This is a genomic window from Leucobacter sp. HNU (assembly GCF_047946755.1).
GTDB lineage: Bacteria > Actinomycetota > Actinomycetes > Actinomycetales > Microbacteriaceae > Leucobacter.
Window position 1 is genome coordinate 3,105,432 of record NZ_CP178837.1, and the last position, 23,596, is coordinate 3,129,027.

Annotated in this window: 25 protein-coding genes and 1 pseudogene; 17 read left to right on the plus strand and 9 right to left on the minus strand. The window is 70.9% G+C overall.

All coding sequences use genetic code 11. The features are described from left to right. Positions 1–157: 157 nt before the first annotated feature. Genes AB3K78_RS15100 through AB3K78_RS15125 form a run of 6 tightly spaced genes read left to right on the plus strand, consistent with a single transcriptional unit; the run spans position 158 to position 5,469 of the window. On the plus strand, positions 158–913 hold the full coding sequence (locus AB3K78_RS15100; RefSeq protein ID WP_416444584.1) for an ABC transporter permease: 756 nt from the start codon (positions 158–160) through the stop codon (positions 911–913). Further along, positions 910–1,797: an ABC transporter permease gene (locus AB3K78_RS15105; protein WP_416444586.1), complete on the plus strand. Its 888-nt coding sequence runs from the start codon at positions 910–912 to the stop codon at positions 1,795–1,797. The genes AB3K78_RS15100 and AB3K78_RS15105 overlap by 4 nt, the downstream gene beginning before the upstream one ends. Continuing rightward, the gene (locus AB3K78_RS15110; protein WP_416444588.1) at positions 1,794–2,651 is read left to right on the plus strand and encodes an ABC transporter ATP-binding protein; all 858 of its coding nucleotides are present in this window, start codon (positions 1,794–1,796) and stop codon (positions 2,649–2,651) included. The genes AB3K78_RS15105 and AB3K78_RS15110 overlap by 4 nt, the downstream gene beginning before the upstream one ends. Beyond that, positions 2,648–3,484 carry an ATP-binding cassette domain-containing protein gene (locus AB3K78_RS15115; RefSeq protein ID WP_416444590.1) on the plus strand — a complete coding sequence of 279 codons (837 nt, stop codon included), beginning with the start codon at positions 2,648–2,650 and terminating at the stop codon, positions 3,482–3,484. Before AB3K78_RS15110 ends, AB3K78_RS15115 begins: the two co-directional genes overlap by 4 nt. Further along, positions 3,481–5,052 (plus strand): chlorohydrolase family protein, encoded by a 1,572-nt coding sequence (locus AB3K78_RS15120; protein ID WP_416444592.1) that lies wholly within the window; start codon positions 3,481–3,483, stop codon positions 5,050–5,052. Before AB3K78_RS15115 ends, AB3K78_RS15120 begins: the two co-directional genes overlap by 4 nt. Positions 5,053–5,061: 9 nt before the next feature. Continuing rightward, positions 5,062–5,469 carry an acyl-CoA thioesterase gene (locus tag AB3K78_RS15125; protein WP_099724650.1) on the plus strand — a complete coding sequence of 136 codons (408 nt, stop codon included), beginning with the start codon at positions 5,062–5,064 and terminating at the stop codon, positions 5,467–5,469. A gap of 10 nt (positions 5,470–5,479) precedes the next feature. Here AB3K78_RS15125 and AB3K78_RS15130 read toward each other — a convergent pair whose 3' ends face one another. Together AB3K78_RS15130 and AB3K78_RS15135 are read right to left on the minus strand one after the other, a co-directional pair. Further along, positions 5,480–6,007, minus strand: a complete 528-nt coding sequence (locus tag AB3K78_RS15130; protein ID WP_416444595.1) for a PucR family transcriptional regulator — start codon at positions 6,005–6,007, stop codon at positions 5,480–5,482. Then, the gene (locus AB3K78_RS15135) at positions 5,920–6,705 is read right to left on the minus strand and encodes a hypothetical protein (RefSeq protein WP_416444597.1); all 786 of its coding nucleotides are present in this window, start codon (positions 6,703–6,705) and stop codon (positions 5,920–5,922) included. Before AB3K78_RS15135 ends, AB3K78_RS15130 begins: the two co-directional genes overlap by 88 nt. A gap of 194 nt (positions 6,706–6,899) precedes the next feature. On the opposite strand from AB3K78_RS15135, the gene AB3K78_RS15140 reads away from it, so the two are divergent. The 3 genes from AB3K78_RS15140 (at position 6,900) to AB3K78_RS15150 (ending at position 12,640) form a co-directional block, all read left to right on the plus strand. Continuing rightward, positions 6,900–8,942 (plus strand): hydantoinase/oxoprolinase family protein, encoded by a 2,043-nt coding sequence (locus AB3K78_RS15140; RefSeq protein WP_416444599.1) that lies wholly within the window; start codon positions 6,900–6,902, stop codon positions 8,940–8,942. Continuing rightward, on the plus strand, positions 8,939–10,936 hold the full coding sequence (locus AB3K78_RS15145) for a hydantoinase B/oxoprolinase family protein (RefSeq protein ID WP_416444601.1): 1,998 nt from the start codon (positions 8,939–8,941) through the stop codon (positions 10,934–10,936). Before AB3K78_RS15140 ends, AB3K78_RS15145 begins: the two co-directional genes overlap by 4 nt. A gap of 297 nt (positions 10,937–11,233) precedes the next feature. Further along, positions 11,234–12,640: a purine-cytosine permease family protein gene (locus tag AB3K78_RS15150; protein ID WP_416444603.1), complete on the plus strand. Its 1,407-nt coding sequence runs from the start codon at positions 11,234–11,236 to the stop codon at positions 12,638–12,640. 127 nt (positions 12,641–12,767) lie between these two features. Here the strand turns inward: AB3K78_RS15150 and AB3K78_RS15155 are convergent, their stop codons facing one another. Further along, entirely contained in the window at positions 12,768–14,234 is a 1,467-nt protein-coding gene (locus AB3K78_RS15155; protein WP_416444605.1) for a PucR family transcriptional regulator, read from the minus strand. 94 nt (positions 14,235–14,328) lie between these two features. Here AB3K78_RS15155 and pxpA point away from each other — a divergent pair, with 94 nt between their 5' ends. From pxpA to AB3K78_RS15190, 7 genes and pseudogenes are all read left to right on the plus strand, one after another. Beyond that, a complete protein-coding gene (pxpA, locus tag AB3K78_RS15160) occupies positions 14,329–15,066 on the plus strand; it encodes a 5-oxoprolinase subunit PxpA (protein WP_416444607.1) in 738 nt (245 codons plus the stop codon). An 86-nt stretch (positions 15,067–15,152) separates the two neighbouring features. After that, the gene (locus AB3K78_RS15165) at positions 15,153–15,389 is read left to right on the plus strand and encodes an acetyl-CoA carboxylase (protein ID WP_416444609.1); all 237 of its coding nucleotides are present in this window, start codon (positions 15,153–15,155) and stop codon (positions 15,387–15,389) included. A gap of 47 nt (positions 15,390–15,436) precedes the next feature. After that, positions 15,437–16,794: pseudogene (locus tag AB3K78_RS15170) on the plus strand (acetyl-CoA carboxylase biotin carboxylase subunit). Next, positions 16,791–17,684 carry a 5-oxoprolinase subunit B family protein gene (locus AB3K78_RS15175; RefSeq protein ID WP_416444611.1) on the plus strand — a complete coding sequence of 298 codons (894 nt, stop codon included), beginning with the start codon at positions 16,791–16,793 and terminating at the stop codon, positions 17,682–17,684. Before AB3K78_RS15170 ends, AB3K78_RS15175 begins: the two are co-directional and overlap by 4 nt. After that, positions 17,674–18,639 (plus strand): biotin-dependent carboxyltransferase family protein, encoded by a 966-nt coding sequence (locus tag AB3K78_RS15180; protein WP_416444613.1) that lies wholly within the window; start codon positions 17,674–17,676, stop codon positions 18,637–18,639. Before AB3K78_RS15175 ends, AB3K78_RS15180 begins: the two co-directional genes overlap by 11 nt. A gap of 9 nt (positions 18,640–18,648) precedes the next feature. Then, positions 18,649–18,843, plus strand: a complete 195-nt coding sequence (locus AB3K78_RS15185; RefSeq protein ID WP_416444615.1) for a tautomerase family protein — start codon at positions 18,649–18,651, stop codon at positions 18,841–18,843. A gap of 149 nt (positions 18,844–18,992) precedes the next feature. Further along, on the plus strand, positions 18,993–19,571 hold the full coding sequence (locus AB3K78_RS15190) for an HdeD family acid-resistance protein (protein ID WP_416444617.1): 579 nt from the start codon (positions 18,993–18,995) through the stop codon (positions 19,569–19,571). 109 nt (positions 19,572–19,680) lie between these two features. On the opposite strand, the gene AB3K78_RS15195 is transcribed toward AB3K78_RS15190, so the two are convergent. The 5 genes from AB3K78_RS15195 to AB3K78_RS15215 are packed head-to-tail and all read right to left on the minus strand — an operon-like array spanning position 19,681 to position 22,282. Further along, on the minus strand, positions 19,681–19,839 hold the full coding sequence (locus AB3K78_RS15195) for a hypothetical protein (protein ID WP_416444619.1): 159 nt from the start codon (positions 19,837–19,839) through the stop codon (positions 19,681–19,683). After that, positions 19,818–20,213, minus strand: a complete 396-nt coding sequence (locus tag AB3K78_RS15200) for an SseB family protein (RefSeq protein WP_416444621.1) — start codon at positions 20,211–20,213, stop codon at positions 19,818–19,820. The genes AB3K78_RS15195 and AB3K78_RS15200 overlap by 22 nt, the downstream gene beginning before the upstream one ends. Positions 20,214–20,236: 23 nt before the next feature. After that, positions 20,237–20,896, minus strand: coding sequence for an energy-coupling factor transporter transmembrane component T family protein (locus tag AB3K78_RS15205; RefSeq protein ID WP_416444623.1), 660 nt, complete (start codon positions 20,894–20,896; stop codon positions 20,237–20,239). A 4-nt stretch (positions 20,897–20,900) separates the two neighbouring features. Beyond that, entirely contained in the window at positions 20,901–21,608 is a 708-nt protein-coding gene (locus tag AB3K78_RS15210) for an energy-coupling factor ABC transporter ATP-binding protein (protein ID WP_416444625.1), read from the minus strand. Next, entirely contained in the window at positions 21,605–22,282 is a 678-nt protein-coding gene (locus tag AB3K78_RS15215; protein WP_416444627.1) for a biotin transporter BioY, read from the minus strand. The genes AB3K78_RS15210 and AB3K78_RS15215 overlap by 4 nt, the downstream gene beginning before the upstream one ends. A gap of 122 nt (positions 22,283–22,404) precedes the next feature. On the opposite strand from AB3K78_RS15215, the gene AB3K78_RS15220 reads away from it, so the two are divergent. Beyond that, on the plus strand, positions 22,405–22,914 hold the full coding sequence (locus tag AB3K78_RS15220) for a TetR/AcrR family transcriptional regulator (protein ID WP_416444629.1): 510 nt from the start codon (positions 22,405–22,407) through the stop codon (positions 22,912–22,914). A 23-nt stretch (positions 22,915–22,937) separates the two neighbouring features. On the opposite strand, the gene AB3K78_RS15225 is transcribed toward AB3K78_RS15220, so the two are convergent. Then, positions 22,938–23,153 carry an SCO4848 family membrane protein gene (locus tag AB3K78_RS15225; protein WP_416444631.1) on the minus strand — a complete coding sequence of 72 codons (216 nt, stop codon included), beginning with the start codon at positions 23,151–23,153 and terminating at the stop codon, positions 22,938–22,940. Between the last annotated feature and the right edge of the window lie 443 nt (positions 23,154–23,596).

Below are 23,596 nucleotides of genomic sequence, written 5' to 3' on the forward strand. Positions count from 1 at the left end.
GGCTCCTCCTCGTCCTGTTCGTCACCTCCTTCATCGTCTTCGGGCTGATGTACCTCGCCCCGGGGAGCCCGCTCAGCTTCGTGCTCGGGCCCCGGGGCGGCACCCCGAGCAGATCGCCGCCGTCACCGCGCAGTACCACCTGAACGACCCGTTCTTCGTGCGGTACTTCGCCTGGATCGGCGACCTGTTCCAGGGCAACCTCGGCGACTCGATCGTCTACCGGCAGCCGGTCGGCGACCTGATCGCGGGCCGCGTCGGCACCACGGTCGCCCTCATCGCCTTCGCGACGATCATCATCGCGGTCGTCGGCATCGGGCTCGGCCTCCTGGCCTCGCTCCGGGGCGGGTGGATCGACACCGTCATCACGACCCTGTCGACGCTCGGCCTCGCGACCCCGACCTTCGTGATCGGCGTCGCGCTGATCAGCCTGTTCGCGGTGGGCACCGGATGGTTCCCCACCAACGGCAGCGGCGGAGGTGGGATCGACTCGCTGTGGCACCTCACGCTCCCGGCGGTCGCGCTCGCCGTCGCGAGCGCCGCCTACCTCGCCCGCATCACCCGCGCATCGGTGCTCGAGGAGGAGGGGCGCGAGCACGTGCAGACCGCGGTCGCACGCGGCCTCCGCCCGCCCCTCATCATCCGCCGCCACGTGCTGCGCAACGCGCTCATCCCCATCACCACGGTGATGGGCCTCACGGTCGCGACGCTCATCGCGGGCGCCGTGGTCGTCGAGAGCGTGTTCGCGCTCGACGGGCTCGGGTCGCTGCTCGTCCGGGCGATCCTGCAGCGCGACTTCGCGGTCGTGCAGGCCGTCGTGCTCGTGCTCGTGGTCGCCTTCGTCGTGATCAACGCGATCGTCGACTTCCTCTACACGCTCATCGATCCGCGCATCACGCTGGGGAGCAAGCAATGACCATCGCGCCACGCACCACCCAGATCGCGCTCGCGCGGTCGCGGAACCAGGACCCCGGGGCGTTCACGCTCCTCATGCGCAAGCTCGGCCCGCTCGGGATCGCGGCGAGCGCCGTGCTGCTCGTGTTCGTGCTCGCGGCGGCGCTCGCGCCATGGATCGCGCCCTACGATCCCGACTTCCCCGACCTGCTGTCGGCGCTCAGCGGGCCCAGCGCCCAGCACCTGCTCGGCGCCGACGCCCTCGGCCGCGACCTGCTCTCGCGCCTCATGTGGGGCGCGCGGATCACCCTGCTCGGGCCCGCGCTCGTGATCCTGATCGCGACCGTCGTCGGCGTCGTGCTGGCCCTGCTCGCAGCGTGGAACCGCGGTGTCGTCGACACCGTGATCTCCTGGATCCTCGACGTGCTGTTCGCCGTCCCGGGCATCGTGTTCGGCCTGATCGCGGTCGCGATCTTCGGCCCGAATCTGATGACCGTCGTCGTCGGCCTCTCCATCGGCTACATCCCCTACGTCGCCCGCGTGGTGCGCGGCGCGGCGCTGCGCGAGCGGAACATGCCCTACGTGCAGGCCGCCTGGCTGCAGGGCCAGTCGGGCTTCGGGATCAGCCTCCGACAGATCCTGCCGAACGTGCAGCCCATCGTGACCGCGCAGGCGGTGTTCTCGCTCGGCTTCGCCGTCGTCGACCTCGCGGCGGTCTCGTTCCTGGGCCTCGGCGTGCAGCCGCCGACCGCCGACCTCGGCCTCATGGTCAAGAGCGGCTTCGACTCGATGCTGCGCGGCCAGGCCGGGGAGGCGATCACCGCGGGCCTCGCGATCGTGCTGATCGTCTGGAGCATTACCGTGATCGGCGACCGCCTCACCTCGAACGCAAGGAGCATCCGATGAGCCAGCCACTGCTCGAGGTCGACGACCTCCGCGCGAGCCTCGTCACGAAGTACCGCAGGCTCGACCTGCTGAACGGCGTCAGCTTCACCCTCGACCGCGGCGAGGCGATCGGCCTCGTCGGCGAGTCGGGGTCGGGCAAGTCGCTCACCACCCGCGCGATCATGCGGATGCTCGCCACGGGTTTCCGCACCGAGGGCGACATCCGCTTCGCGGGGGAGTCCGTGCTCGGCATGGGGCGCGAACGCCTCCGGAGATTCCGCGGCACCGACGTCGGGATCATCTTCCAGGACCCCCGCGCGCACGTGAACCCCGTGCACACCGTCGGCGACTTCCTCACCGAGGCGCTCGTGCGCGAGCGCGGGATCGCCCGCGAGGACGCCGAGCGCCGCGCGGTGCGGCTGCTCGACGAGGTCGGCGTGCGGCACGCCGAGCGCCGGCTGAGACAGTACCCGCACGAGCTCTCGGGCGGCCTGCTCCAGCGCGTTATGATCGCGAGCGTGCTGCTCGCGGAGCCGCAGCTGATCCTCGCCGACGAGCCCACCACCGCGCTCGATGTGACCGCGCAGTCCGACGTGATGGCGATCATCGAGGAGCAGCGCCGCGCGCGCGGCCTCTCGCTGCTGTTCATCACGCACGACCTCGAACTCGCGAACGCGTGCTGCGACCGCCTCGCGGTCATGTACGCGGGCGAGATCGTCGAGCAGGGCGCGCACGTCTACGACGCGCCGACCCACCCCTACACGAGAGAGCTCATGGGAGCCCGCCCGAGCATCGACGAGCGGCTCGACCGTCTGCCGGTGCTCGAGTACACCCCGGAGATCCACGAAGAGCTGAAGGTGAGGGCGCAGGCATGAGCGTCGAAACCGCATCCGCCGACGCGCTGATCCGCGTCGCCGATCTGCGCAAGGTGTTCCCGGCACCCCGTGGCACGAAGCACGAGGACGTCGTCGCGGTCGACGGCGTCTCGTTCGAGCTGCGGGCCGACGAGTGCCTCGCCATCGTCGGCGAGTCCGGCTCGGGCAAGACCACCGTCGCCCGCATGATCGTCGGGCTCGAGACCGTGACCGACGGAACCGTCGAGGTGCTCGGGCAGGATCGCACGACGGCGCCGCGCAGCCTGCGCGACCGCCGTGTCCGGGCACGCGAGGTGCAGTACGTGTTCCAGGACCCCTACTCGTCGCTCAACGGGCGGCAGCGGATCGGCGAGGTCATCATGTCGAACCTCAAGCTGCACTCGGGCTCCGCGGCCGGCCTGAAGGCCCGCGCGCAGGCGATCCTCGACTCGGTCGGGCTGCCGCAGCGCTTCTTCGACCGCTACCCGCGCGAGCTCTCGGGCGGGCAGCGGCAGCGCGTGGCGATCGCCCGCGCGCTCGCCGCCGATCCGAAGGTGATCGTGCTCGACGAGGCGGTCGCCGCGCTCGACGTCTCGATCCAGGCGCAGATCCTCAACCTGCTCTCCGACATCAAGGCCGAGCGGAAGGTCAGCTACCTGTTCATCTCGCACGATCTGGCCGTGGTTCACCAGATCTCCGACCGCATGATCGTGATGGAGAACGGCCGCATCGTCGACGGCGGCGACACCGCCGAGCTGCTCGCGAACCCCGTTCACCCCTACACCCGCGCGCTGCGGGCCGCGGTTCCGGGGCCGGGATGGAAGCCCGTGCGCCGAGAGCAGCTCGCGTCGTGAGCGCGGGCGGGACCACGGCCGTCCGGGCGGCGTTCGTCATCGCGTTCGACGAGCGCCGTCCGGGCGGCCCCGGCTTCGTCCTGCTCCGCGACGCGGTGGTGGACGTCCGCGGCGACCGGATCTCGGCCGTCGCGGACGGGCCCGACGGCGCGGCGCTCGAGGCGCTGGCGGACGAGGCGATCGACCTCGGCGAGAGCCTGCTCATGCCGGGGCTCATCGATCTGGAGGGCCTCGTCGACATCGACCACCTGCTGCTCGACTCCTGGTGGAGCCCGGCGCACGAGGCCCGGCTCGAGTGGTCGGAATCGTACGCGCGGGCGCCCCGCGAGGTGCTCGACCCCGGGGAGCGCAGCGCGCTGCGCCGCTACGGGCTCGTGCAGCTCATCCTGCACGGGATCACCTCGGCCATGCCGATCTCGACCGAGATCCACGGTGCCTGGGCCGAGACCCACGACGACCTGCTCGACACCGCCCGCACGGCGAGCGCGCTCGGGATCCGCACGTTCCTCGGTCCGTCGTACCGCTCGGGCGTGCACGTCACCCGGGCGGACGGCTCCTCCGGGATCCACTGGGACGAGGCGAAGGGCGAGGCGGCCCTCGCCGACGCCGTGCGCTTCCTCGACACAGTCGAGGCGCTCGCCGATCCGCTCGTCACCGGCGTGCTCGTGCCGTGCCGCATCGAGACCGTGAGCGACGCGATCCTTGCCGAGACCGGCCGCGTCTCGGCCGAGCGCGGCGTGCTCGTGCGTGCGCACGCGACGCAGGGGCTCGACAGCGAGCTCGGGATCCTCGAACGGGAGCGGGGCACGACCCCGCTCGATCTGCTCGACCGCAGCGGCCTGCTGAACGACCGGCTCGTGCTGGCGCACGGCGTCTACATCGACGTGCATCCCGATGTGCACGGCGAGGATCGCGGTGACCTCGCGCGGCTCGCTGCCGCGGGCGTCTCGATCGCGCACTGCCCGCTCACGAACGCGCGCTACGCGATGCTGCTGGAGCGGCTGTCGCAGTACCTGGAGGCCGGCGTGAACGTCGGGCTCGGCACCGATTCGTTCCCGCCGGATCTCATCCGGGCGATCGACACGGGCGTGCAGCTGGCGAAGGCGCAGCACGGGGATCTCGGCGCGGGCCTCCTCGCCGAGTACGTCGAGGCCGCGACGCTCGGCGGGGCGCGGGCGCTGCACCGGCCCGATCTCGGCCGTATCGAGGCCGGCGCGGCCGCCGACCTCGTGGCGTTCTCGCTGGCCGACCCGCGGATGGGCGCGATCGACGACCCGATCCGCTCCCTCACCCTCTCGGGCACGGGCCGCGACGCGTGCTTCAGCATGGTCGCGGGCCGCGTCGTCATGCGCGACGGGGTGCTGCCCGGCGTCGATCTCGCAGCGCTGCGCGCCGAGGGGCAGCGGATCTTCGAGAAGCTGCGCGCCGCCTACCCCGAGCGGGACGCGCTCGCGGGGCCCGGGGGTCGAGCGAGGCGGAGCTGTTCCCCGCGGTGTTCCCGGTCGCGCGCGGATTCGCGCGGCGCGACGGGATCTGACGTGCCGCGCCGGCGATCGGCGAGGGCCTAGGGTGAGGGCATGAGCGAGTACCGGCACGTCGTCCGCAAATGGGTCAAGCCCGAGGATCTCAACCAGCACGGCGCGCTCTTCGGCGGCCGGTTGCTGCAGTGGGTCGACGAGGAGGCCGCGATCGTCGCGGTCACCCAGCTCGGCACCGTCGACGTGGTCACGCGGCACATGTCGGCGATCGACTTCTCGGCTCGGGCCGATCGCGGCGACCTGCTCGAGCTCGAGTACCGGGTGTTCGCGTTCGGCCGCACCTCCATCACCCTGAGCTGCCGCGTCGAGAACGCGGTCACGGGCGCCGAGGTGCTGACGCTCGAGCGGATCGTCTTCGTCGCCGTCGATCGCGAGGGGCTGCCGCTCGCGCACGGACGCACCGAGGCCACCACCGGGACCGAGCGCCTCCGCGCCCGGATCGGCTAGGCGGACGGTCTCACTCCGCGCGCGAGCCCGTCGCGGGCTCCGGACCCGAGGCGAGGCGGCCGATGAGGTCGGCGTGCAGCGCCAGGGTGAGATTGGCCACGGCGAACGCCGAGGCGATGGGCGCCCCGATCGCGGCCTCGATGCGTCCCAGCCGGTAGCGCACCGTGTTCGGGTGCACGAACAGCTGCTCGGCGGTGCGTGCGATGCTCTGCTCCGCAGCGAGGTAGACGGCGAGGGTCTCGCGCAGCTGCGGCGAGCGGATCGGGTCGAGCGCCATCGCGGTGCGCTGCTCCAACTGGCGCGCGTCGACGTGCGCCAGCACCCAGGTCGCGAGGTCGATGCGATCCATCCGTGTCGGCGCCAGGAGGGACGGGGCCTCCGCGGACGCGGCCCAGCGCCGGGCGATGCCGAGCGCGGTCTCCGCTTCGCGCGCGCTGTCGGCCACGCGCGTCAGTTCCGCGAACGGCGCCGACGCGCCGACGAGCAGGGTGCGCGCGAGCGTGTCGATCCAGCGCGTGCTCGCCTCGCTCTCGGGCACCAGCGCGGCGAGGGTCGCCGGTGCGTCGGCATCGGCACGGCGCAGCATGACGAGCAGGGGAGCTCTTCGGCCCGGGCGCGCTGCGCCAGGTGCTCCAGGTGCGCCTCGGTCGCCGAGGGGCCGTCGAACGGTGCCAGCTCGAGCGCGCGGACCGGCGCGTAGGCGGGGAACCGGAACTGGGCGAGCCTCGCCCAGAAGCGGTGCTCGCGGGCGGGCAGCACCCCGTCGTGCAGGCTCGCGAGCAGCTGCTCGTTGTCACGGCGATCGCGGCGGCTCGCCCCGTACTGGATGCCGTGCACCGCGCCGAGCAGCCGCTCGGAGGTGTCGAGCAGGATCTCGCCGAGCCGCACGAGGGTCTCGGGGGTGCGGCTGGCGAGCGCGATGACGTGCACGCTGTCGCGCAGCGAGACGCGTCGGGTGAGTACGCGCCAGCGCCCGATGAGGATGTCGAGCTCGCGGCGGTTGGTCTGCGCGATCTCGTTCCAGATGAGCTGGATCGGCGCCTCGCCCGTGCTCGCGACGACCGAGCCCTCGAAGTCGTACACGATGGCGGTGCCGTGGCACAGCGCGCTGATGCGGGACACCAGCGCGGGCAGCGGGTCGGTCGTCGAGATGGCCGACAGCAGCGCGTTGGTGATGTCGAGGGAGGCCGCCAGGCGCTCGGTCTCGGACAGCGGCGGCGGTGCCGGAACGTCCATGTTCGGCCTCCGATCGGGCGGTTCGGAAGTACGGTTTGTGCGAACGAGAGGTTTCGCCCCCTTATCTTCGTCAGAATTTGGAGAATCCACAACGGGCCGCCCGGAATGCTGCGCATTCTCCAGTGACCTCGGTGCCGCGCCCCACGAAGGTGGGATGCATCCGGAACTCAACGACGAACTTCAGGAGGAAGCCCATGAGCAGTGTCCGTGTCGCGGTCGACGTCGGAGGGACGTTCACCGACGTCTGCATCTTCGACGACGAGACCCAGCAGATGCGCGTGACCAAGGTGCCGTCCACGCCCGGCGATCCGATGATCGCGGTGATGAACGGGGTCGAGCGCGGCGAGATCGACCTCGGCGACGTCGCGCTCTTCTCGCACGGGACCACCGTCGCGACGAACGCGCTCATCACCCGCAACTTCCCGGCGGCCGCGCTCGTCACCACCCGCGGATTCCGCGACGTGCTCGAGATCCGCGACGGCACCAAGGACGATCTCTGGGACGCCTACAACGACGTCTCGGAGCCCTACATCCGCCGCCGCGACCGCTTCGAGGTGACCGAGCGCATCGACTACAACGGCAGCACCATCACCCCGCTCGACGAGGGCGAGGCGCGCGAGCTCGCCGAACTGCTGCGCAGGCGCGGAGTCAAGACGATCGCGGTCTGCTTCCTGAACTCCTACGCGAACGCCGCGCACGAGACCCGCATGCGCGAGATCCTCGAGGAGACGATCCCGGACGCGACCGTCTCCACCTCGGCCGAGGTCCTGCCCGAGATCTTCGAGTACCCCCGCTTCAACACGGCCGTCGCGAATGCCGTGCTCGCCCCGCTCGTCTCGGGCTACGTGAACCGCCTCGCCGAGCAGCTCCGCGAGGGCGGCTACGCCGGCGACCTGCTGCTGCTCCACTCGGGCGGCGGATCCATGACCCCGCGCCTCGTCGAGAAGTTCCCCGTGCGGCTCGCGGCCTCCGGCATCGCCGCCGGCGCGATCTCGGCCAAGCACATCGCCCAGCAGTGCGGCTACGACAACGCCGTGAGCCTCGACATGGGCGGCACCTCGACCGACATCGCGCTCGTCGCGGACGGGGAGCTCCGCGTCTCGCAGGAGTGGCAGGTCGAGTACGGCCACCCGATCATCTTCCCCTCGATCGAGGTGCTCACCATCGGTGCGGGCGGAGGCTCGCTGGCGCACATCGACATCGCGGGGTCCCTCCGCAACGGTCCGCAGTCCGCCGGCGCCGATCCCGGGCCCGCCTGCTACGGCACGGGCGGCGATCAGCCCACCAACACCGACGCGAACGTCGTGCTCGGCCGCCTCGGCACCTCCCTCGCGGGCGGCGTCAAGCAGCTCGACCGCACGCTCTCCGAACAGGCCATCGGCCGGGTCATCGCAGAGCCCCTCGGCATGGGACTCGAAGAGGCCGCGCAGGCCATCGTCTCGGTCGCGAACGCCAACATGGCCGACGCCGTCCGGCTCGTCTCGATCCGCCGCGGCTACGACCCCCGCGACTTCGCCCTGCTCGCCTTCGGCGGCGCGGGAGCCCTGCACGGTGCCGACGTCGCCCGCGAGCTCGGGATCCCGACCGTCGTGGTGCCCCCGAGCCCCGGCGTCACCTCCGCCATGGGCTGCCTGCTGGTCGACATCCAGCACGACTTCGCCCAGATGTACACCGGACTCGCGTCCGGCGCCGACGAGGAGGGGATCGAGCAGGCGTTCGTCGAGCTCGAGACCGAGGCCTCCGCGCGACTGCGGCACGAGGGGGTCGCGAGCGAGGATGCGATCCTGCAGCGCAAGATCTCGATGCGCTACCAGGGCCAGTGGCGTTCGCTCCAGGTGCCCATGGGATCCGGCCCCGGTGCGATCGCGCGCGCCGTACGCACCTTCCACGAGCAGTACGAGCGCGAGTTCGCGTTCCGGCAGGACGACGCCCCCGTCGAGGTCTACCAGCTCCACCTCGCCGCGGTCGGCAAGATCCCGAAGCCCTCGTTCCGGCCGACGGATCCCGTTCCCCAGGCTCCCGGCGCGCCCGCCGAGCGCCGCCCCGTCTACTTCGGCGAGGACGGCTGGGTCGACACCCCCGTCTACGATCGCGACGCCCTCGCCGCGGGGACCGCGTTCGCGGGTCCCGCGATCGTGAACCAGCTCGACTCCACGACGGTGGTCCCGCCGCGCACCCGCGCCGAGATCGACGAGTGGCTCAACATCCGCATCCACCTCGAGGAGGTCACCCGATGAGCACCACCACCGCACCCGCGACCCGCGCCGGAGAGGCGCGCCAGACCGCGCTCGACCCCGTCACCTTCGAGGTGCTGAAGAACGCCTTCGCCACGAGCGTCGACCTGATGAGCGAGCAGATCCTGCGCACCTGCTACTCCTTCGTCATCTACTCGCGCGACTTCTCGTCGGCGCTCTGCGACAAGCACGGCAATACGGTCATGCAGGGATCGGGCGACATCGCGGTGCACGTCGGCACGCTCCACTTCCAGGCGAAGGCCGTGATCGAGGAGTTCGGAGACGATATCCACCCGGGTGACGTGTTCGCCATCAACGACCCCTACCGCGGCGGCACCCACTTCAACGACGTCTCGTTCGTGCGTCCCGTGTTCTCCGAGGGCAGGATCATCGCGTTCGCGCAGAACAAGGGCCACTGGGCCGACATCGGCGGCAAGGTGCCGGGATCCTTCGACGTCTCGGCGGCGGAGCACTTCGGCGAGGGCCTGCGCATCACGCCGATCCGCGTCTGGTCGCAGGGCAGGTTCCTGCACGACGTCGCGCAGCTGCTCGTCGCCAACACCCGCGCCCCCGAGCAGGCGCTCGGCGACCTGCACGCGCAATCCGAGGCGACCGCGGTGTGCGAGCGCGAGGTGCTGCGGCTCGTCGAACGGTACGGCACCGAGACCGTCGAGCTCGCGATGCAGGAGACGCAGGACTACGTCGAGCGCACGGTGCGGCGACGCCTCGCCGAGCTGCCGCGCGGACGCTGGGAGACCGTCGACTACCTCGACCTCGACCCGGGCAAGCCGGAGGGGCTCGTCCCGGTGAAGATCGTCATGACCCTGGACGGCGAGGGGATCCACTACGACCTCGAAGGCAGCGCCGACGTCGTCGACACGTTCCTCAACTCGGGCTACGGCACCACCTTCTCGGCGATCTACGCAGGCACCAAGACCTTCTTCCCCGACGTGCCGCTCAACTCCGGCTTCTATGCCGCGGTGACGGCCGACATCGGGCCGGAGGGGACCGTCGTCAACGCCGGCTGGCCCTACGCGGTCACCGGATTCTGCTCCGGCCCGTACGAGAAGCTCATGAACGGGATCTTCGAGATCTGGTCCCAGATTATGCCCGAGCGGGCCATGGCCTGCGCGTTCAACCTCGAGTACCTGCTCGTCGGCGGGCGCGATGCCCGTCGCGAGGAGAACCCGTACTTCATGTGGTACGACTGGATGGCCGGCGGCTGGGGCGGCCGCTCCTCGAAGGACGGCTCGAGCGCGACCGCGCCCGTGTTCGGCGTCGGTCTCGCCGTGCAGGCCTGCGAGGGGCAGGAGCGCCTCACTCCCGTGCTCACCACGATGCACCAGATCGGCACCGACTCGGGCGGCCCCGGCCGGTTCCGCGGCGGCTGCGGCGTCGAGAAGGGCGGCATGCTCACCGACGCCGACGCCTCGGTCATGAGCTACTGCTGCGACCGTGCGCGCTCGATCACCTGGGGCATCGAGGGCGGCCTGCCGTCGATCCCGCACGGGGTCTGGCTCAACCGGGACACCGACAGCGAGCGGTTCCTCGGCTCCATCTTCTCCTCGGTGCCGGTGCAGCCGGGCGATACCTTCTACCGTCCCTCGGCGGGCGGCGGCGGATTCGGCGATCCCCTGCACCGCACGCCCGAGGAGGTGCTCGAGGACGTCATCGACGGCTACGTCTCCATCGAGCGCGCCTCGGCCGACTACGGCGTCGTGATCCTGCCGGTCGACCCCGATCTCGACCGCTACGAGATCGACCGCGAGGCGACCGCGACCCAGCGCTCCTGGATCCGCGCCAACCGGGCCGAGTGGCTCGAGGCCGACGCGGAGAGCGTCGCGCAGCAGTACCGGGCCGGCGAGATCGACCTGCTCGACGTGATCCGGCGCCACGGCGTCGTGCTCGACTGGGGGACCGGCGAACTGTTCGCCGAGACCACCCGGCAGCATCGCGAGCAGATGCAGCGCCGCTCCGCCGCGCACTGGGGCGCCTGACCCCGAGCGTCGGGGCCCGGCGATCCCTCGGCGCCGGGCCCCGGCCCCACCCCGTTCCCAGGAACGGTGCAGTTGCCCGAAATGATCCGAGTTCTTCCGGCATCTGCACAGTATTCGCACGCTTCGCGCCACTTCACCATTGAGGTGTCGCGCGAGACGGGGCCGACGGCCCCGCTCTCCCGACTTCGACGCGGATCGGTCCGCAGGCGAAGATCCCTGCCGCGATGCGGCGGCCGCGCAGCGACGCGCCGGCCTGCGCAGAACCGGCGCACCCGAATACCAATGGAGGTATGCACCGTGAGCCTGAATCTCACCGGGAGCAACGACGATGTCGAAGCGACCGACGCCCTCGCACGCGAGGGCAACGACGACGACCAGATGAGCCGCGGCTCCCTCGCGCTGGCCTGGTACGGCGTCGCGAGCGCGTTCTTCTTCGTCTACATCGGCGCCGCAATGGCCGCCGCCTACGGCACGCTCAACGCGATCATCGGGATCGTCCTGACGATCGTCGTCTACGGCGCCATCAACGCCGTGCTGTCGAAGTACGCCATCAACAACCGCACCACGGTCGCGCAGTTCTCGCGCACGATCCTCGGCACCGCGGGCTCCTCGATCGCGACGATCATCTTCGCCCTCGTCGCGATCTACTACGCGGTGTTCGAGGGGTCGATCGTGGCCTACGCGCTCATGGCGGCGTTCGGCGGCCCCATGTGGCTGTGGAGCCTCGTGGTGGTCGTCTACTCGACGCCGCTCATCATCGGCGGCGTCCGCCGATTCCTCGACAAGCTCAACGGCTGGCTCATGCCGCTGTACTTCTTCGGCCTCATCGCCGCGGTGATCTGGGCGGGCGCCGTGTACGGCTTCGGGGACGCCTGGCTGACCCACGCACCGAAGGTCGAGCTCCCCTTCGTGTCGGGCGGCCCCGGATGGCTCGCCACCTTCGCCGGGTACATGGGCATCTGGATCATGATGATGTTCACCATGGACTACGCCGCGCTCGGCAAGCGCAAGGACGTGAAGTTCCACCAGCGCTTCACCTTCGGCCCCCTGTTCTACGTGCTCGCCTACGGCTTCTCGGCGTTCGTCGGGATCTTCCTCACCTTCACCATCCCCGGCATGGAGGTGTCGGAGACGGGCGTCGCCGGCGGCATCGTGAACCTGATGGGGATCTTCGGCCTCGTCGTGATCATCGCCTCCCAGACCCGCATCAATACGGCGAACTACTACCTGGGCGCTGCCAACCTGCGGGCGTTCGGCGAGCGGGTGCTGCGCCTGCGGCTGCCGAACCTCGCCTGGGTGCTCATCTCCTCCGTGATCATCTTCCTGCTCATGCTGCTGCCGATCGTGCAGTACCTCCTGCTCGCACTGGCCTGGCAGGGCGTCCTCGTGACCGCGTGGGTCGCGATCGCGCTCAGCCACGTGCTGCTCGACGGCGGTCGGAACCAGGAGCACGCAGCGATCGAGGACCGGCACTACCGCGCTTTCAACGGCAACGGCCTCATCGCCTGGATCGTGGGCACCGTGATCGGGCTCGCGATGCTGCAGCTCGGCGCCGTCAACCCGGCGCTGGCGGGCGTCGGATCGACCTGGGGGCCGATCCTCACGGCGGTGTCGGCCGCCGTGGTCTACGCCCTGCTGTGGCGGGTGCGACCGACGAGCCGCACCGGTCTCATCCCGGTGGTGGGAGCGCACGCGGCGCGGTGATCGACCCGTTCTGCAGGCACCCGTCATCCTGCGCGAGGAACGAGACGCAGGATCCTGCGACTCCTCCGTCGCGCAGGATGACGGGTGCTTCGGCTCGCTCCGCTCGCTCAATCAGCGGGCCTGCGGCCTAGTACGGTTCGAGATCCACCAGCCGGAGCGCGAGCAGGCAGGTGGCCTTGCCGTCGAGCGTGTCGAGCGGGATCCCCAGCAACTGCTCGATCCGCCGCAGGCGGTAGCTGAGGGAGTTGCGGTGGATGAACAGCTCCTCGCAGGTGCGCGACGGCTGGGCGTCGTTGCGCAGCCAGGTGCGGAGCGTGGGCAGCAGCTCGGTGGTGCGCTGCTCGTCGTGCTCGATGAGCGGGGCGAGGAAGCGCTCAGCGGACTCGCGCGCGCCGCGACCCGCGGCGGCCGCGACGACGGCGCCGAGGCCCAGGGCCGGCGCGGTCACCGGGTGCTCCACGTGCCGCACGAGATCGAGCGCGTGCACGAGCGCGATCCGCAGCTCGTCGATGGTGCGGGTCGGCGGGCGGAACACGAGGGGCAGGTTCGGCTGCAGCTGCTCGAGCCGCTCCGTGAAGCGCAGGGGCTCGTCGCGGGGGAACTGCGCGAGTGCGATGAGCCGGTCGTCGATCTCGGTCACGCGGACGTCGTTGAACGCGTCGTGGAGGGCGATCCGGAGCTTCCACGCGGCCGCGGCGTGCTCGCCGCGCAGGTCCGCGACGACGAGCGAGGTCTCGGCCCGGCGGCTCAGCCCGAGTTCGTGGAAGGCGTCGGCGACGTCGCTGCGCGTCGCCTCCGACCACGCGATGCAGCGGTTCACGAAGCGCTGCATGTCGTGGTGGCTGTTCGCGTCGACCGCGACCGATCGATTCAGCTGGAGGGCGAGGATCGAGCTGACGGGCGCGAGCAGCGCCTCGATCTCGGACGCGGAGCCGTAGAGGCGCACCGCCAGCTGGCAGGGCTGGCTGAGGCCCATCGGGAGCGGCATCGAGAGCACGTCCGGCTGGGCTGAGCGGTTCTTCCCCTCGCGCCAGGTGACGCTCTCGGGGTACTGGGCGATCAGGGAATCGAAGGCGTCGTACACCGCGACGGGCAGCTCGAGCGCGGCGTACACGGCCGCCAGCAGGGTGGCGATCTCGGCGCCGCGGCTGGCGAGGCGCGCGCACTCGTCGGCGAGCGACCAGCCACGGTCGTAGCGGGCGATCTGCTCGGCCTCCAGCATGCTCTCGACGTACTGGTCGATCTTGAGCAGGGGGACCGACGGCGGTACTTCGAGCAGCGGCAGGTCGTGGCTGGCGCAGGCCTCGACGAGTCCGCGGGGGAGCTCGGCATGCGCGATCCCCGTGGCGAAGCCGAGGGCGGCGACCGGGACCCGCGCGAGCCGTTCGACGTAGCCGTCCCAGATGCTCTGCTCGGAGAAGTTCATGCCGATGCCCGCAGTGAGCAGCAGCACGTTCGGGTCGAGGAACGGCGTCGGGTCGAGGTGCTCGGTGGGCGCGCAGCGCGTGATCTCCTGCGACAGCCGCTTGGGCCCGGTGGGGGTCTCGAGCCGCAGCTGGAGGCTGTGCTCGATGATCAGATCGGAAACTCGCATCGTCTCGGCCTCTCGCATCTGCCTGAAATTCGCAGGGACATTCGTGCAACTGCATAATAACGGCGCTCCGAGCCCTCCGCGTAGCTTGGTCCGCATGACCACACAACGTCGTGACATCGCTCTCGTGAACTCGGACATGGGGGAGGCCTTCGGCCTCCACACCTTCGGCAACGATCCGGCACTCATGCCGATCATCGACGTCGCCAACGTCGCCTGCGGGTTCCACGCCGGCGATCCCGCGGTCATGGAGACGACGGTGGCGCTCGCGAAGCAGCACGGGGTCCGCGTCGGCGCCCATCCCGGGCTCCCCGACCTCGTCGGCTTCGGACGTCGCGAGATGAAGCTGAGCCCTGCGGAGGTCGAGAGCCTCATCCGCTACCAGGTCGGCGCGCTCACCGGGTTCCTGCGCGGGCACGACCTCCTGCTCAACCACATCAAGCCGCACGGCTCGCTCTACGGCATGCTCGCCCGCGACGAGGAACTGATGCTGGGCGCCGTGCGCGTGGCGCGCGACTACGGGGTGCCCGTCTTCGGCATCGCCGGTTCGGCCCACCAGCGGGTCGCCGAGCGCGAGGGCGTCGAGTTCGTCGGCGAGCTCTACGTCGACCTCGACTACGACGCCGACGGCGGGCTCATCATCCTCCGTCAGCCGCACGCGACCGACCCCGCGGCCGCCGCGGAGCGCACGCGCCGTGCGGTGCTCGAGGGCGTCGTCGCCGCCGAGGACGGGACCGACATCCCCATGAGCTTCGGCAGCATCTGCGTCCACTCCGACACCCCGAACGCCATCGAGGTCGCCCGCGCCGTGCGCGAGGCGCTCGCGTCGCTCTGACACGACCGACCCACCGAACCCCGGCCGCCGGCACCACCGCACCGACGCGGCCCGCCCACCCCACGAGAAAGAAACCGCACAGCCTCATGAGCACGCAGATCATCGCCCCGATCCCGGGAATCTTCTACCGCCGCCCGGCCCCCGACAAGCCAGCGTTCGTCGAGGTCGGCGACGCGGTCGAGGCCGGCCAGACCATCGGCGTCATCGAGATCATGAAGCAGTTCACCGAGATCCGCGCGGAGGTCGCCGGCACGGTCGCCTCCTTCGGGCCGGAAGACAACGGAATGGTCGGCCCCGGCGACGTCATCGCGACGATCGACTGAGCCGCCCCGCCGAACGCAGACGCAGAGCAGCACCGAAGGAGCGACGAGTGAAGAAGCTGTTGATCGCCAACCGTGGCGAGATCGCGGTCCGGATCATCCGGACCGCGCGCGAGATGGGGATCGCGACCGTCGCGGTCGTGAGCGAGGGGATCGCGGCTCCAACGCCGAGCGCCTCGCCGACGAATCGGTGGTGATCGGACCGGCGCCGGCCGGCCTCAGCTACCTCAACCACGACGCGATCCTCGCGGCCGCCGCGGAGACGGGCGCCGACGCGATCCATCCCGGCTACGGCTTCCTCTCCGAGAACGCCGTCTTCGCGCGCCGCGTGCGCGACGCGGGTCTCACCTGGGTGGGGCCCACCCCCGAGGCCATCGAGCTCATGGGCGACAAGTCCCGTGCCCGGCAGGCGGCGATCGAGGCCGGCGTTCCGGTGCTCTCGGGCACCGACGGCGCGCTCGACACCGACGGCGACCTCGAGGCGATCGCCGACGGGATCGGCTATCCCCTCGTGGTCAAGGCATCGGCGGGTGGAGGCGGCCGCGGCATCCGCCGCATCGCCTCGCGCGAGGAGGTGCGCAGCACCGTCGAGGTCGCGCAGGCCGAAGCGCTCGCCGCCTTCAACTCGAGCGAGGTCTACTTCGAGCGCTTCGTCACGGCGGCCCGGCACGTCGAGGTGCAGATCTTCGGCGACGGCGAGACCTGGGTCCATCTCGGCGACCGCGACTGCTCGATGCAGCGGCGGCAGCAGAAGGTGATCGAAGAGGCTCCCGCGCCCGGCCTGCCGGACGAGCTGCGGCAGCGGATGCGCGACACCTCGGTCGAACTCGCGCGGCAGTCCGCCTACGTGGGCGCGGGGACCATCGAGTTCCTCTACGACCCGCAGCGCCAGGAGGTCGCGTTCATCGAGATGAACACGCGGCTGCAGGTCGAGCACCCGATCAGCGAGGCCATCACCGGGATCGACCTGGTGCGCGAGCAACTGCGCGTCGCCGCGGGCGAGAAGCTCGGATACACCCAGGACGACATCTCGTTCGACGGCCACGCCTTCGAGTTCCGCATCAACGCCGAGGACCCCGAGAACAACTTCATGCCGAGCCCCGGCCGCATCGAGCAGCTGGACCTCTCGGGCGGCCCGGGCGTGCGCGCCGACTTCGGCTTCTCGGCCGGGCAGACCGTGGTGCCGTTCTACGATTCGCTGCTCGGCAAGCTCATCGTCTGGGCGCCGAACCGGGAACAGGCGCTCGCGCGTGCCGCTCGGGCGCTCGACGAGGTCGAGATCAGCGGGATCAAGTCGACGGTGCCGCTCATGCGCCGGCTCGTCGCGCTCGAGGACTTCGCCGCAGCGCAGCACCACACGACCTACATCGAATCGGTGAGCGGACTGCTGGAGGGAGCCGCGTCATGACCCTGCCCGAACAGGCCCGATACAGCTGGGGCGGCGACGAGTTCCTGCTCGTCGAGATCGCGCCGGACATGTCGCTCGAGGCGAACTTCGTCGCCAACACCATGGCGCACGGACTCGAGGAGCAGCGGCTCGACGGCGTCATCGACATCTGTCCCGCGAACGCCTCGCTGCTCGTCCGCTTCGATCCCGATCGCCTGGCCCACACGGAGCTCATCGACCGGCTCCGGGCCCTCGAGGGCGAGGTCCGCCGGGCGACGGTGCACGAGCTGCCGACGCGGGTGATCGAGGTGCCCGTCTGGTACGCGGATCCCTACACCCGCGAGACCGAGACCCGGTTCCGCGAGGGATTCCACCAGCGGCCCGCCGGCACCGACCTCGACTACGCGGCCGAGGTGAACGGCCTCGCCGACGCGGACGAGTTCATCCGGCGCCACCACGAGACCCCGTGGCTCGTGTCGATGGTCGGCTTCGTCGCAGGCCTCCCGTTCCTGTTCCAGCTGACCCCGCGTGAGCGGCAGCTCCAGGTGCCCAAGTACCTGAGCCCGCGCACCGACACCCCGCCGCTCACGCTCGGCATCGGCGGCTGCTTCACCGCGCACTACTCGGTGCGCGGTGCGGGCGGATACCAGATGCTCGGGATCACGCCGACCCCGATCTTCGATCCGGAGCAGCGCCTCGCCGACTTCAGCGACTTCATGGTGCTGTTCCGCACGGGCGACATCGTCAAGTACCGCCCCGTGGAGGAGGCCGAGTACCGCGAGATCGAGGCCGCCGTCGCCGACGGGAGCTACCGCTACCGCCAGGCCCCGGTCACCTTCTCCCTCTCCGAGGCCCTCGCCGATCCCGAGGCCTCCAACCGCGCACTCCTGGAGGCCCTCGATGCCGCTTGAGATTCAGACCCCCGGTCTCGCGACCACCGTGCAGGATCGTGGCCGGTTCGGCTACTACCGCTTCGGGATCCCCCAGGGCGGCGCGATGGACCAGTACGCCGCGACCCTCGCGAACCGGCTCGTCGGCAACGGGCCCGACGCGGCGGTGCTCGAGGCGACCTACCTCGGGCCGACGCTCACGACCGACGAGGACGTCGTCGTTGCGGTCACCGGCGCACCGGTCGACGTGCTCGTGAACGGCGCGCCCGCCGAGCAGAACGTCCGTCTCCCGCTCTCCGCCGGCGATCAGCTGTCGTTCGGCATGATCCGCGGCGGCACCAAGTACTTCATCGCGGTGGCGGGCGGCATCGACGTGCCCGAGGTGCTCGGCTCGCGATCCACCTACCCGATCGGCAAGCTCGGCGGCTTCGAGGGTCGCGCGCTGCAGGCCGGCGACCGGCTGCCGGTCGGGGCGCCTGCGCCCCACGAGCGCGCGGTGCTCGATCGGATCCCCGACGCCTGGCTGCCGAGCTACGAGCGCCAGGTCGAGGTGCGCGTGCTGCTCGGGCTCTACGATCACAAGCTCACCGCGGAGGGGCTCGCCAACCTCACCGAGGCGGAGTGGACGCTCACCCCGGTCGCCGACCGCATGGGGCTGCGCTTCGACGGGCCGGGTGCGCCGTGGAAGCAGGAGGAGCAGCCGTTCGGCGCCGGACAGGACCCGTCGAACATCACCGACGCGGGCTACGCCGTCGGATCGATCCAGATCCCCGGCGGCACCCAGCCGATCGTGCTGCACTGCGACGCGGTCTCGGGCGGCGGCTACGCCCAGGCCGGAACCGTGATCAGCGCCGACATGGACCTGTTCGCCCGGATGGCCCCGGGGGCCGCGGTGCGCTTCGCGCCCGTGACGATGGAGCAGGCGCTCGCGGCGCGCGCCGAGCGGCGCGCCCGCATCGAACGGGTCTGGGCCTAGGAGGAACGCATGCCACTCGTCACCGTCAAGCTGTTCGAGCACCGGCTCCAGGAGGATCCCGAACTCGCCCGCCGCCTCGCGGTCGCGATCGACGAGGTCGTCGCCGCGCACTGCACGCCGGCGAACGGGGCCCGCCCCGACACCTGGGTGACCGTCGAAGGGGTCCCGCGCACGCAGTGGACCTTCAACGGCGAGATCCGCTGACCGCTCCGTTCGCTCGCGTCGGGCCGGCCGCATCCGCGGCCGGCCCGACGCTCTTCGGCGGGGCTCTCCCGCCCGCAGAGGTCCTCGGACACAATGGGAGCAGGTCCGGTGCCGCACAGGTATCGGCGTCCCGCTGCAAAGGAGACACCATGTCCACCCCCGAAACCTCCACCGAACGGCACGCGGTCGACGCGATCCGCGTCATCTTCGGTCTCGGCGGCCTGATCGCGCTGATCGTCGGAATCCTGATCCTCGTCAACCCGCTGAAGTCCGGCGCCATCGCGCTGCAGGTCACTGCCGTGATCCTCGCGGTCTACATGGTCGGCGCCGGCGTGGTGTCGCTCGGCACGGCGATCTTCTCGAAGACGCTGAGCGGCTGGGCGCGCACCGGAAACATCGTGCTCGGCGCCCTCTATGTGATCGCGGGCATCGTCGTGATGGCGAACCTCGCGGCCTCGGCCGCGTTCCTCGCCCTGTTCGCGGCGATCGCGATCGGCATCATGTGGCTGTTCGAGGGCATCTTCGCCCTGAGCACGCTGAAGAAGAGCGGCAACAGCGCCTGGACGATCATCTTCGCGATCATCAGCATCCTCGCCGGCTTCTCGCTCATGCTCACCCCGATCTGGGGCGCGGTCTACCTGTGGATCTTCGGCGGCGTCTCGCTCGTGATCCTCGGCGTCATCCAGATCGTGCGGGCGTTCAAGGTCAAGGCGGTCGAAGTCGAGTAGGCTCCCGCAGCCGCTCCGCGCTGAGAAGGAGATTCGGGCTCGGAAGGAGATCCCCCGCGGGAGCTTCCTTCCGAGCCCGAATCTCCTTCCGCGTGCTCGGGGCCTGCGGCTATCGCAGCCCCTCGAGCACGGCCGCGTCGATCGGATCCTCCGAGAGCGCCAGCTCGATGTACTTGCGGAGCACGACGAGCTTCGCGGTGCCCGCATCGAATTCGGCCGCGACGAAGCGGTCGGAGCGGATCAGGCTCAGGGCGTCGAGCGCCGGCATGACCGCCCCTTCGCCGCCTCGCCGTTCTTGCCGGCCGGGACCGCCGTGCGCAGCTCGGCCATCGAGGTGAAGAGGGGCAGCACGAGCTGGCCCTTCGTCGACCGGATGGTGCGGATGCGGGTGCCGCCGCGCTTCGGCTTCTTGGATCCGCTGCCGCCCTGGCCCGTCACGTCGGCCACGAGGTAGCCCTCGCGCAGCGCCGAGAGGAACGCGGCGAGGCGTTCGTAGTCGGGCGTCGCCTGCAGCGCGTCGAGCGCCTCGCGGGCTTCGGCGTTCTCGTAATCGGCGGTGAGGCCCTCGGGAACCCGCGGAGCGGCGGATGCCTCCTCGGGGGCCTCGGGGGTCTGCGAGTCGGGGTTCGGGGCGTCGGCCATGCCCTCGATTCTACGTTCGCCGATCAGTCGTCGCCGAGCCCGCGGGCCTGCATCGCGGCTCCGGTGGCGCGGGCGTGCGCCACCATGCGGATCACGAGCGGGGTCGCGTAGGCGCGCGGGTTCCGCGAGAGGCCTCGGGCCCGTGCCGCGTCGCGCGACTCCGCGGCGATGCGGAACGCCTCCGGCAGGGCGCGGAACGCGAGCGAGAACGCGAGCCCGACCCGATCGGGATCCACGCCGAGGCGGCGGAACGGCCGCAGGCCGCGGGTGATCGCGTCGACCATCTCCTCCGCCCGGGTGGACGCGGTGACGGCCGACGCGGCGATGACGAGCGCGAACAGCCCGCTCGTCACGGTGAGCGCCCGGATCGGGCCGTGCTGCCAGGCCTGGAACGCGAGGACGAGCGCGCCCACCACGGCGAAGCCCAGCGCCACCCGGAGCAGCCGGCGCCCGCGCAGGCCCGCGACCGCGGCGGCGATGAGGCTCAGGGCGAGCGCGGCGAGCCCGCCGACCAGCGCCGGGATCGGGGCGAGCGCCTGTTGGGTGACCACGATCGCGATCGCGAAGGCCGCGAGTGCGAGCAGCTTCGGTCCCGGCGGGATCCGGTGCAGGGGGCCGCCGCCCGGCACGTAGCCGCCGATCGGGGGCCCGGGCACCGCGAAGAGGCCGCGTCGACGGGTCACGGCCTCACACCGTCGCCCGGTAGTGCGCGATCACGTCGGCGGGATCGCCGTCGGCGATCACGCGCCCGCCCTCGACGAGCAGGGCGCGGTCGCACTGCGCGGCGAGCTCGAGGTCGTGGGTGGCGACGACGAGCTGCTGATCCAGGCCGAGGAGCAGCTCGCCGATGCGGCGCGCGTTGCGCAGGTCGAGCAGGGTCGTCGGCTCGTCGGCGACGAGGATCCCGGGGCCCGCGGCGAGCACGCTCGCGATCGCGAGGAGCTGCTGCTGGCCGCCCGAGAGGGTGTGCACGCTGCGGTCGGCGAGCGCGGCGAGGCCGAAGCGCTCCAGCACCGCGAGCGCTGCGGCGTCGCGGTCGGCGCGCCTGCGGTGTTCGCGGCGCAGCGAGAGCGCCACGTCCTCGAGCACGGTCGGCATGACGAGCTGCGCGGCCGGCTGGGTGAAGACGAAGCCGACGCGGCGGCGGACCTTCGCCCCGTCGTCGATCGTGTCGAGCGGCGACCCGGAAGCATCGTGCACCCGCACCGCACCCGCGGTGGGGAGCACGAGGCCGTTGACGAGTCTCGCGAGCGTGGACTTGCCCGAGCCGTTGGGCCCGATCACGGCGATGCGGCGCTCGGCGAGCACGAGGTCGAGCGGGTGCAGGATCCGGACCGGCCCCTCGCCGGCACGGTCCGGATCCAGTGCGACCTCGGCGCCGTCGAACGCGATCACGGTGCCGCGGGTGCGGGGGTCGTCGTGCGCGCCGTGCGGCGGGCGCGGCGGGGCAGCAGGTCGGGGAACGCGCGGTGCACGCCGGTGGCGACGGCGGCCATCAGGAGGTTCTTGATCACGTCGCCGGGCCAGAACACGAGGTCGGTGGCGAAGGCCTGGTCGAGCGTCATGGGGACGCGGAGCGTGAGGCCGAGGATGCCGAGCGGGTGGATGAAGACGAAGCTCGAGACGAGGCCCGCGAGCAGGATCAGCGGGATGCTCGTCGCGATGCTGCGACGAGGCAGGCGCTCGACGATGAAGCCGGTGAGGAACGCCGCGAACGGGAACGCGACGAGATAGCCGACGGTCGGGCCGGCGAACACGCCGAGACCGGCGGCACCGCCCGAGAACACCGGGAGGCCGATCGCACCCAGGGCGAGGTAGAGCAGCACGGCGAGGAAGCCGCGGCGGGCGCCGAGCACGGCTCCGGCGAGCATGACGGCGAACGTCTGCAGCGTGATCGGCACGGGACCGATGGGGATCGCGGGCAGCAGCGCGCAGGCGGCGATGATCGCGGCGAAGCCGGCGATGAGAGCCAGGTCGGTCGCGGTGCTGGAGCGCCGGCGCACCCGAGCACGCTCGTGCGTCTCGGGCTGGGGGTGCGCGGCCTCGGGCTGCGGTGCGGGCTGGGTCATCTCGGCTCCGATCCTACGTTTCGCGGCGGCGCCGTGCGCGCCGTCGTCGGCGCCGCGGTGGCACCTGAACAGTGTTCACATTACCTGAACGGTGTTCAGGTGTCGGCATGTAGCATTCGGCCATGCGCAATTCCCGCTCCGATGTCGTCGCCGCCGCCCTGCGCGTGCTCGGCGCGCAGGGGCTCGAGTTCTGCTCCATGCGACGGGTCGCGGCGGAGCTCGACGTGCAGCCGAGCGCGCTCTACCATCACGTCGCCGACAAGCAGAGCCTGCTCGCGCTCATGGCGGACGAGATCGTCGGAGCCGTCGACCTCGGCGGCGACGATCCGGCGGAGATCTGCGCGGACCTGCGGCGAGCGCTGCTCGGGATCCGCGACGGCGCCGACGTGGTCGCGACAGCGTCGGCGTTCCGCCTCGGTGCGTCGGCGGTCGAAGGCCGCCTCGGCGAGCTCCTCGGCGAGGACGGCGCGCGCACGCTGCTGCTCTACGTCTTCGGACACGCGCAGTCCACGCAGACGCAGCTGCAGGCGCGCGAGCTCGGCGTGCTCCCCGACGGTCCGTCGCCGGTGGAGCTCGACGCCTCGTTCGCCCGGGGCGTCGGGATCATCCTCGACGGGGTCCGCGCGGACTGAGTGCGGCGCGGGCCGAGGCGCCGCTACTGGGCGAGCAGCAGGACCCCGGCCACGGCCGAGACGGCTGCGATGACGAGCGCGACGCCGATCAGCACCGCGTGCACGGTGAGGAACCTCGTCGCCCTGCCGTGCGCGTCGCGGGCGCGGGGATCCTGGCTGACGCGCTTCCAGAATCGGGGCCAGACGACGGCGTTGTAGAGCGCATTGACGAGCAGCAGGATTCCGGCGAAGACGGTCATGCGTCCAGCCTAGGAGCACGGCCCGAAAGGCCGAAAGTACACAACGCCCCGACGAAGTCGAGGCGTTGGCTGATGCGGGAGGCCGAAGCGTCCTGCAGCGCCCAGCATGCTAGCTGATGTTTGCTGCTACATGGAAGAACCTGTCTCCTGGGGCGAAAGGGGCCAGGTCCGCTGTGTGTGGAGGGGCTCTTCGGTCCCTGGCCGGCTCCAAAGCAGCCAATCACGTTGAAAAGGTGCATGGTGGGACACCAGATCGATGGGGTTGGCTTCGGCTCCTTGTGCCAGGGGAGCTTTGCGTTCCAGCCAGTGCTTGGCTCAGGTGAACCTATGGCATAGATCTCACGTGCTGGTAGACGCATGTTTGCAATTGGCTTACATGTCATGCATATGCCAAGCTCACTGATGTGAGCAAGTATCTCGAGATGTCGTCTTGCTTGCTGACT

What these genes read in the sequence shown, in the direction of transcription:
- AB3K78_RS15125 (WP_099724650.1), top strand. Translation starts at nt 5,062, where the DNA reads ATGAGCGAGTACCGGCACGTCGTCCGCAAATGGGTCAAGCCCGAGGAT.
- AB3K78_RS15200 (WP_416444621.1), bottom strand. Translation starts at nt 20,213, where the DNA reads ATGGCCGACGCCCCGAACCCCGACTCGCAGACCCCCGAGGCCCCCGAG.
- AB3K78_RS15145 (WP_416444601.1), top strand. Translation starts at nt 8,939, where the DNA reads ATGAGCACCACCACCGCACCCGCGACCCGCGCCGGAGAGGCGCGCCAG.
- AB3K78_RS15185 (WP_416444615.1), top strand. Translation starts at nt 18,649, where the DNA reads ATGCCACTCGTCACCGTCAAGCTGTTCGAGCACCGGCTCCAGGAGGAT.
- AB3K78_RS15165 (WP_416444609.1), top strand. Translation starts at nt 15,153, where the DNA reads ATGAGCACGCAGATCATCGCCCCGATCCCGGGAATCTTCTACCGCCGC.
- AB3K78_RS15195 (WP_416444619.1), bottom strand. Translation starts at nt 19,839, where the DNA reads ATGCCGGCGCTCGACGCCCTGAGCCTGATCCGCTCCGACCGCTTCGTC.
- AB3K78_RS15180 (WP_416444613.1), top strand. Translation starts at nt 17,674, where the DNA reads ATGCCGCTTGAGATTCAGACCCCCGGTCTCGCGACCACCGTGCAGGAT.
- AB3K78_RS15140 (WP_416444599.1), top strand. Translation starts at nt 6,900, where the DNA reads ATGAGCAGTGTCCGTGTCGCGGTCGACGTCGGAGGGACGTTCACCGAC.
- AB3K78_RS15105 (WP_416444586.1), top strand. Translation starts at nt 910, where the DNA reads ATGACCATCGCGCCACGCACCACCCAGATCGCGCTCGCGCGGTCGCGG.
- AB3K78_RS15215 (WP_416444627.1), bottom strand. Translation starts at nt 22,282, where the DNA reads ATGACCCAGCCCGCACCGCAGCCCGAGGCCGCGCACCCCCAGCCCGAG.
- AB3K78_RS15115 (WP_416444590.1), top strand. Translation starts at nt 2,648, where the DNA reads ATGAGCGTCGAAACCGCATCCGCCGACGCGCTGATCCGCGTCGCCGAT.
- AB3K78_RS15175 (WP_416444611.1), top strand. Translation starts at nt 16,791, where the DNA reads ATGACCCTGCCCGAACAGGCCCGATACAGCTGGGGCGGCGACGAGTTC.
- AB3K78_RS15220 (WP_416444629.1), top strand. Translation starts at nt 22,405, where the DNA reads ATGCGCAATTCCCGCTCCGATGTCGTCGCCGCCGCCCTGCGCGTGCTC.
- AB3K78_RS15135 (WP_416444597.1), bottom strand. Translation starts at nt 6,705, where the DNA reads ATGGACGTTCCGGCACCGCCGCCGCTGTCCGAGACCGAGCGCCTGGCG.
- AB3K78_RS15190 (WP_416444617.1), top strand. Translation starts at nt 18,993, where the DNA reads ATGTCCACCCCCGAAACCTCCACCGAACGGCACGCGGTCGACGCGATC.
- pxpA (WP_416444607.1), top strand. Translation starts at nt 14,329, where the DNA reads ATGACCACACAACGTCGTGACATCGCTCTCGTGAACTCGGACATGGGG.
- AB3K78_RS15110 (WP_416444588.1), top strand. Translation starts at nt 1,794, where the DNA reads ATGAGCCAGCCACTGCTCGAGGTCGACGACCTCCGCGCGAGCCTCGTC.
- AB3K78_RS15155 (WP_416444605.1), bottom strand. Translation starts at nt 14,234, where the DNA reads ATGCGAGTTTCCGATCTGATCATCGAGCACAGCCTCCAGCTGCGGCTC.
- AB3K78_RS15225 (WP_416444631.1), bottom strand. Translation starts at nt 23,153, where the DNA reads ATGACCGTCTTCGCCGGAATCCTGCTGCTCGTCAATGCGCTCTACAAC.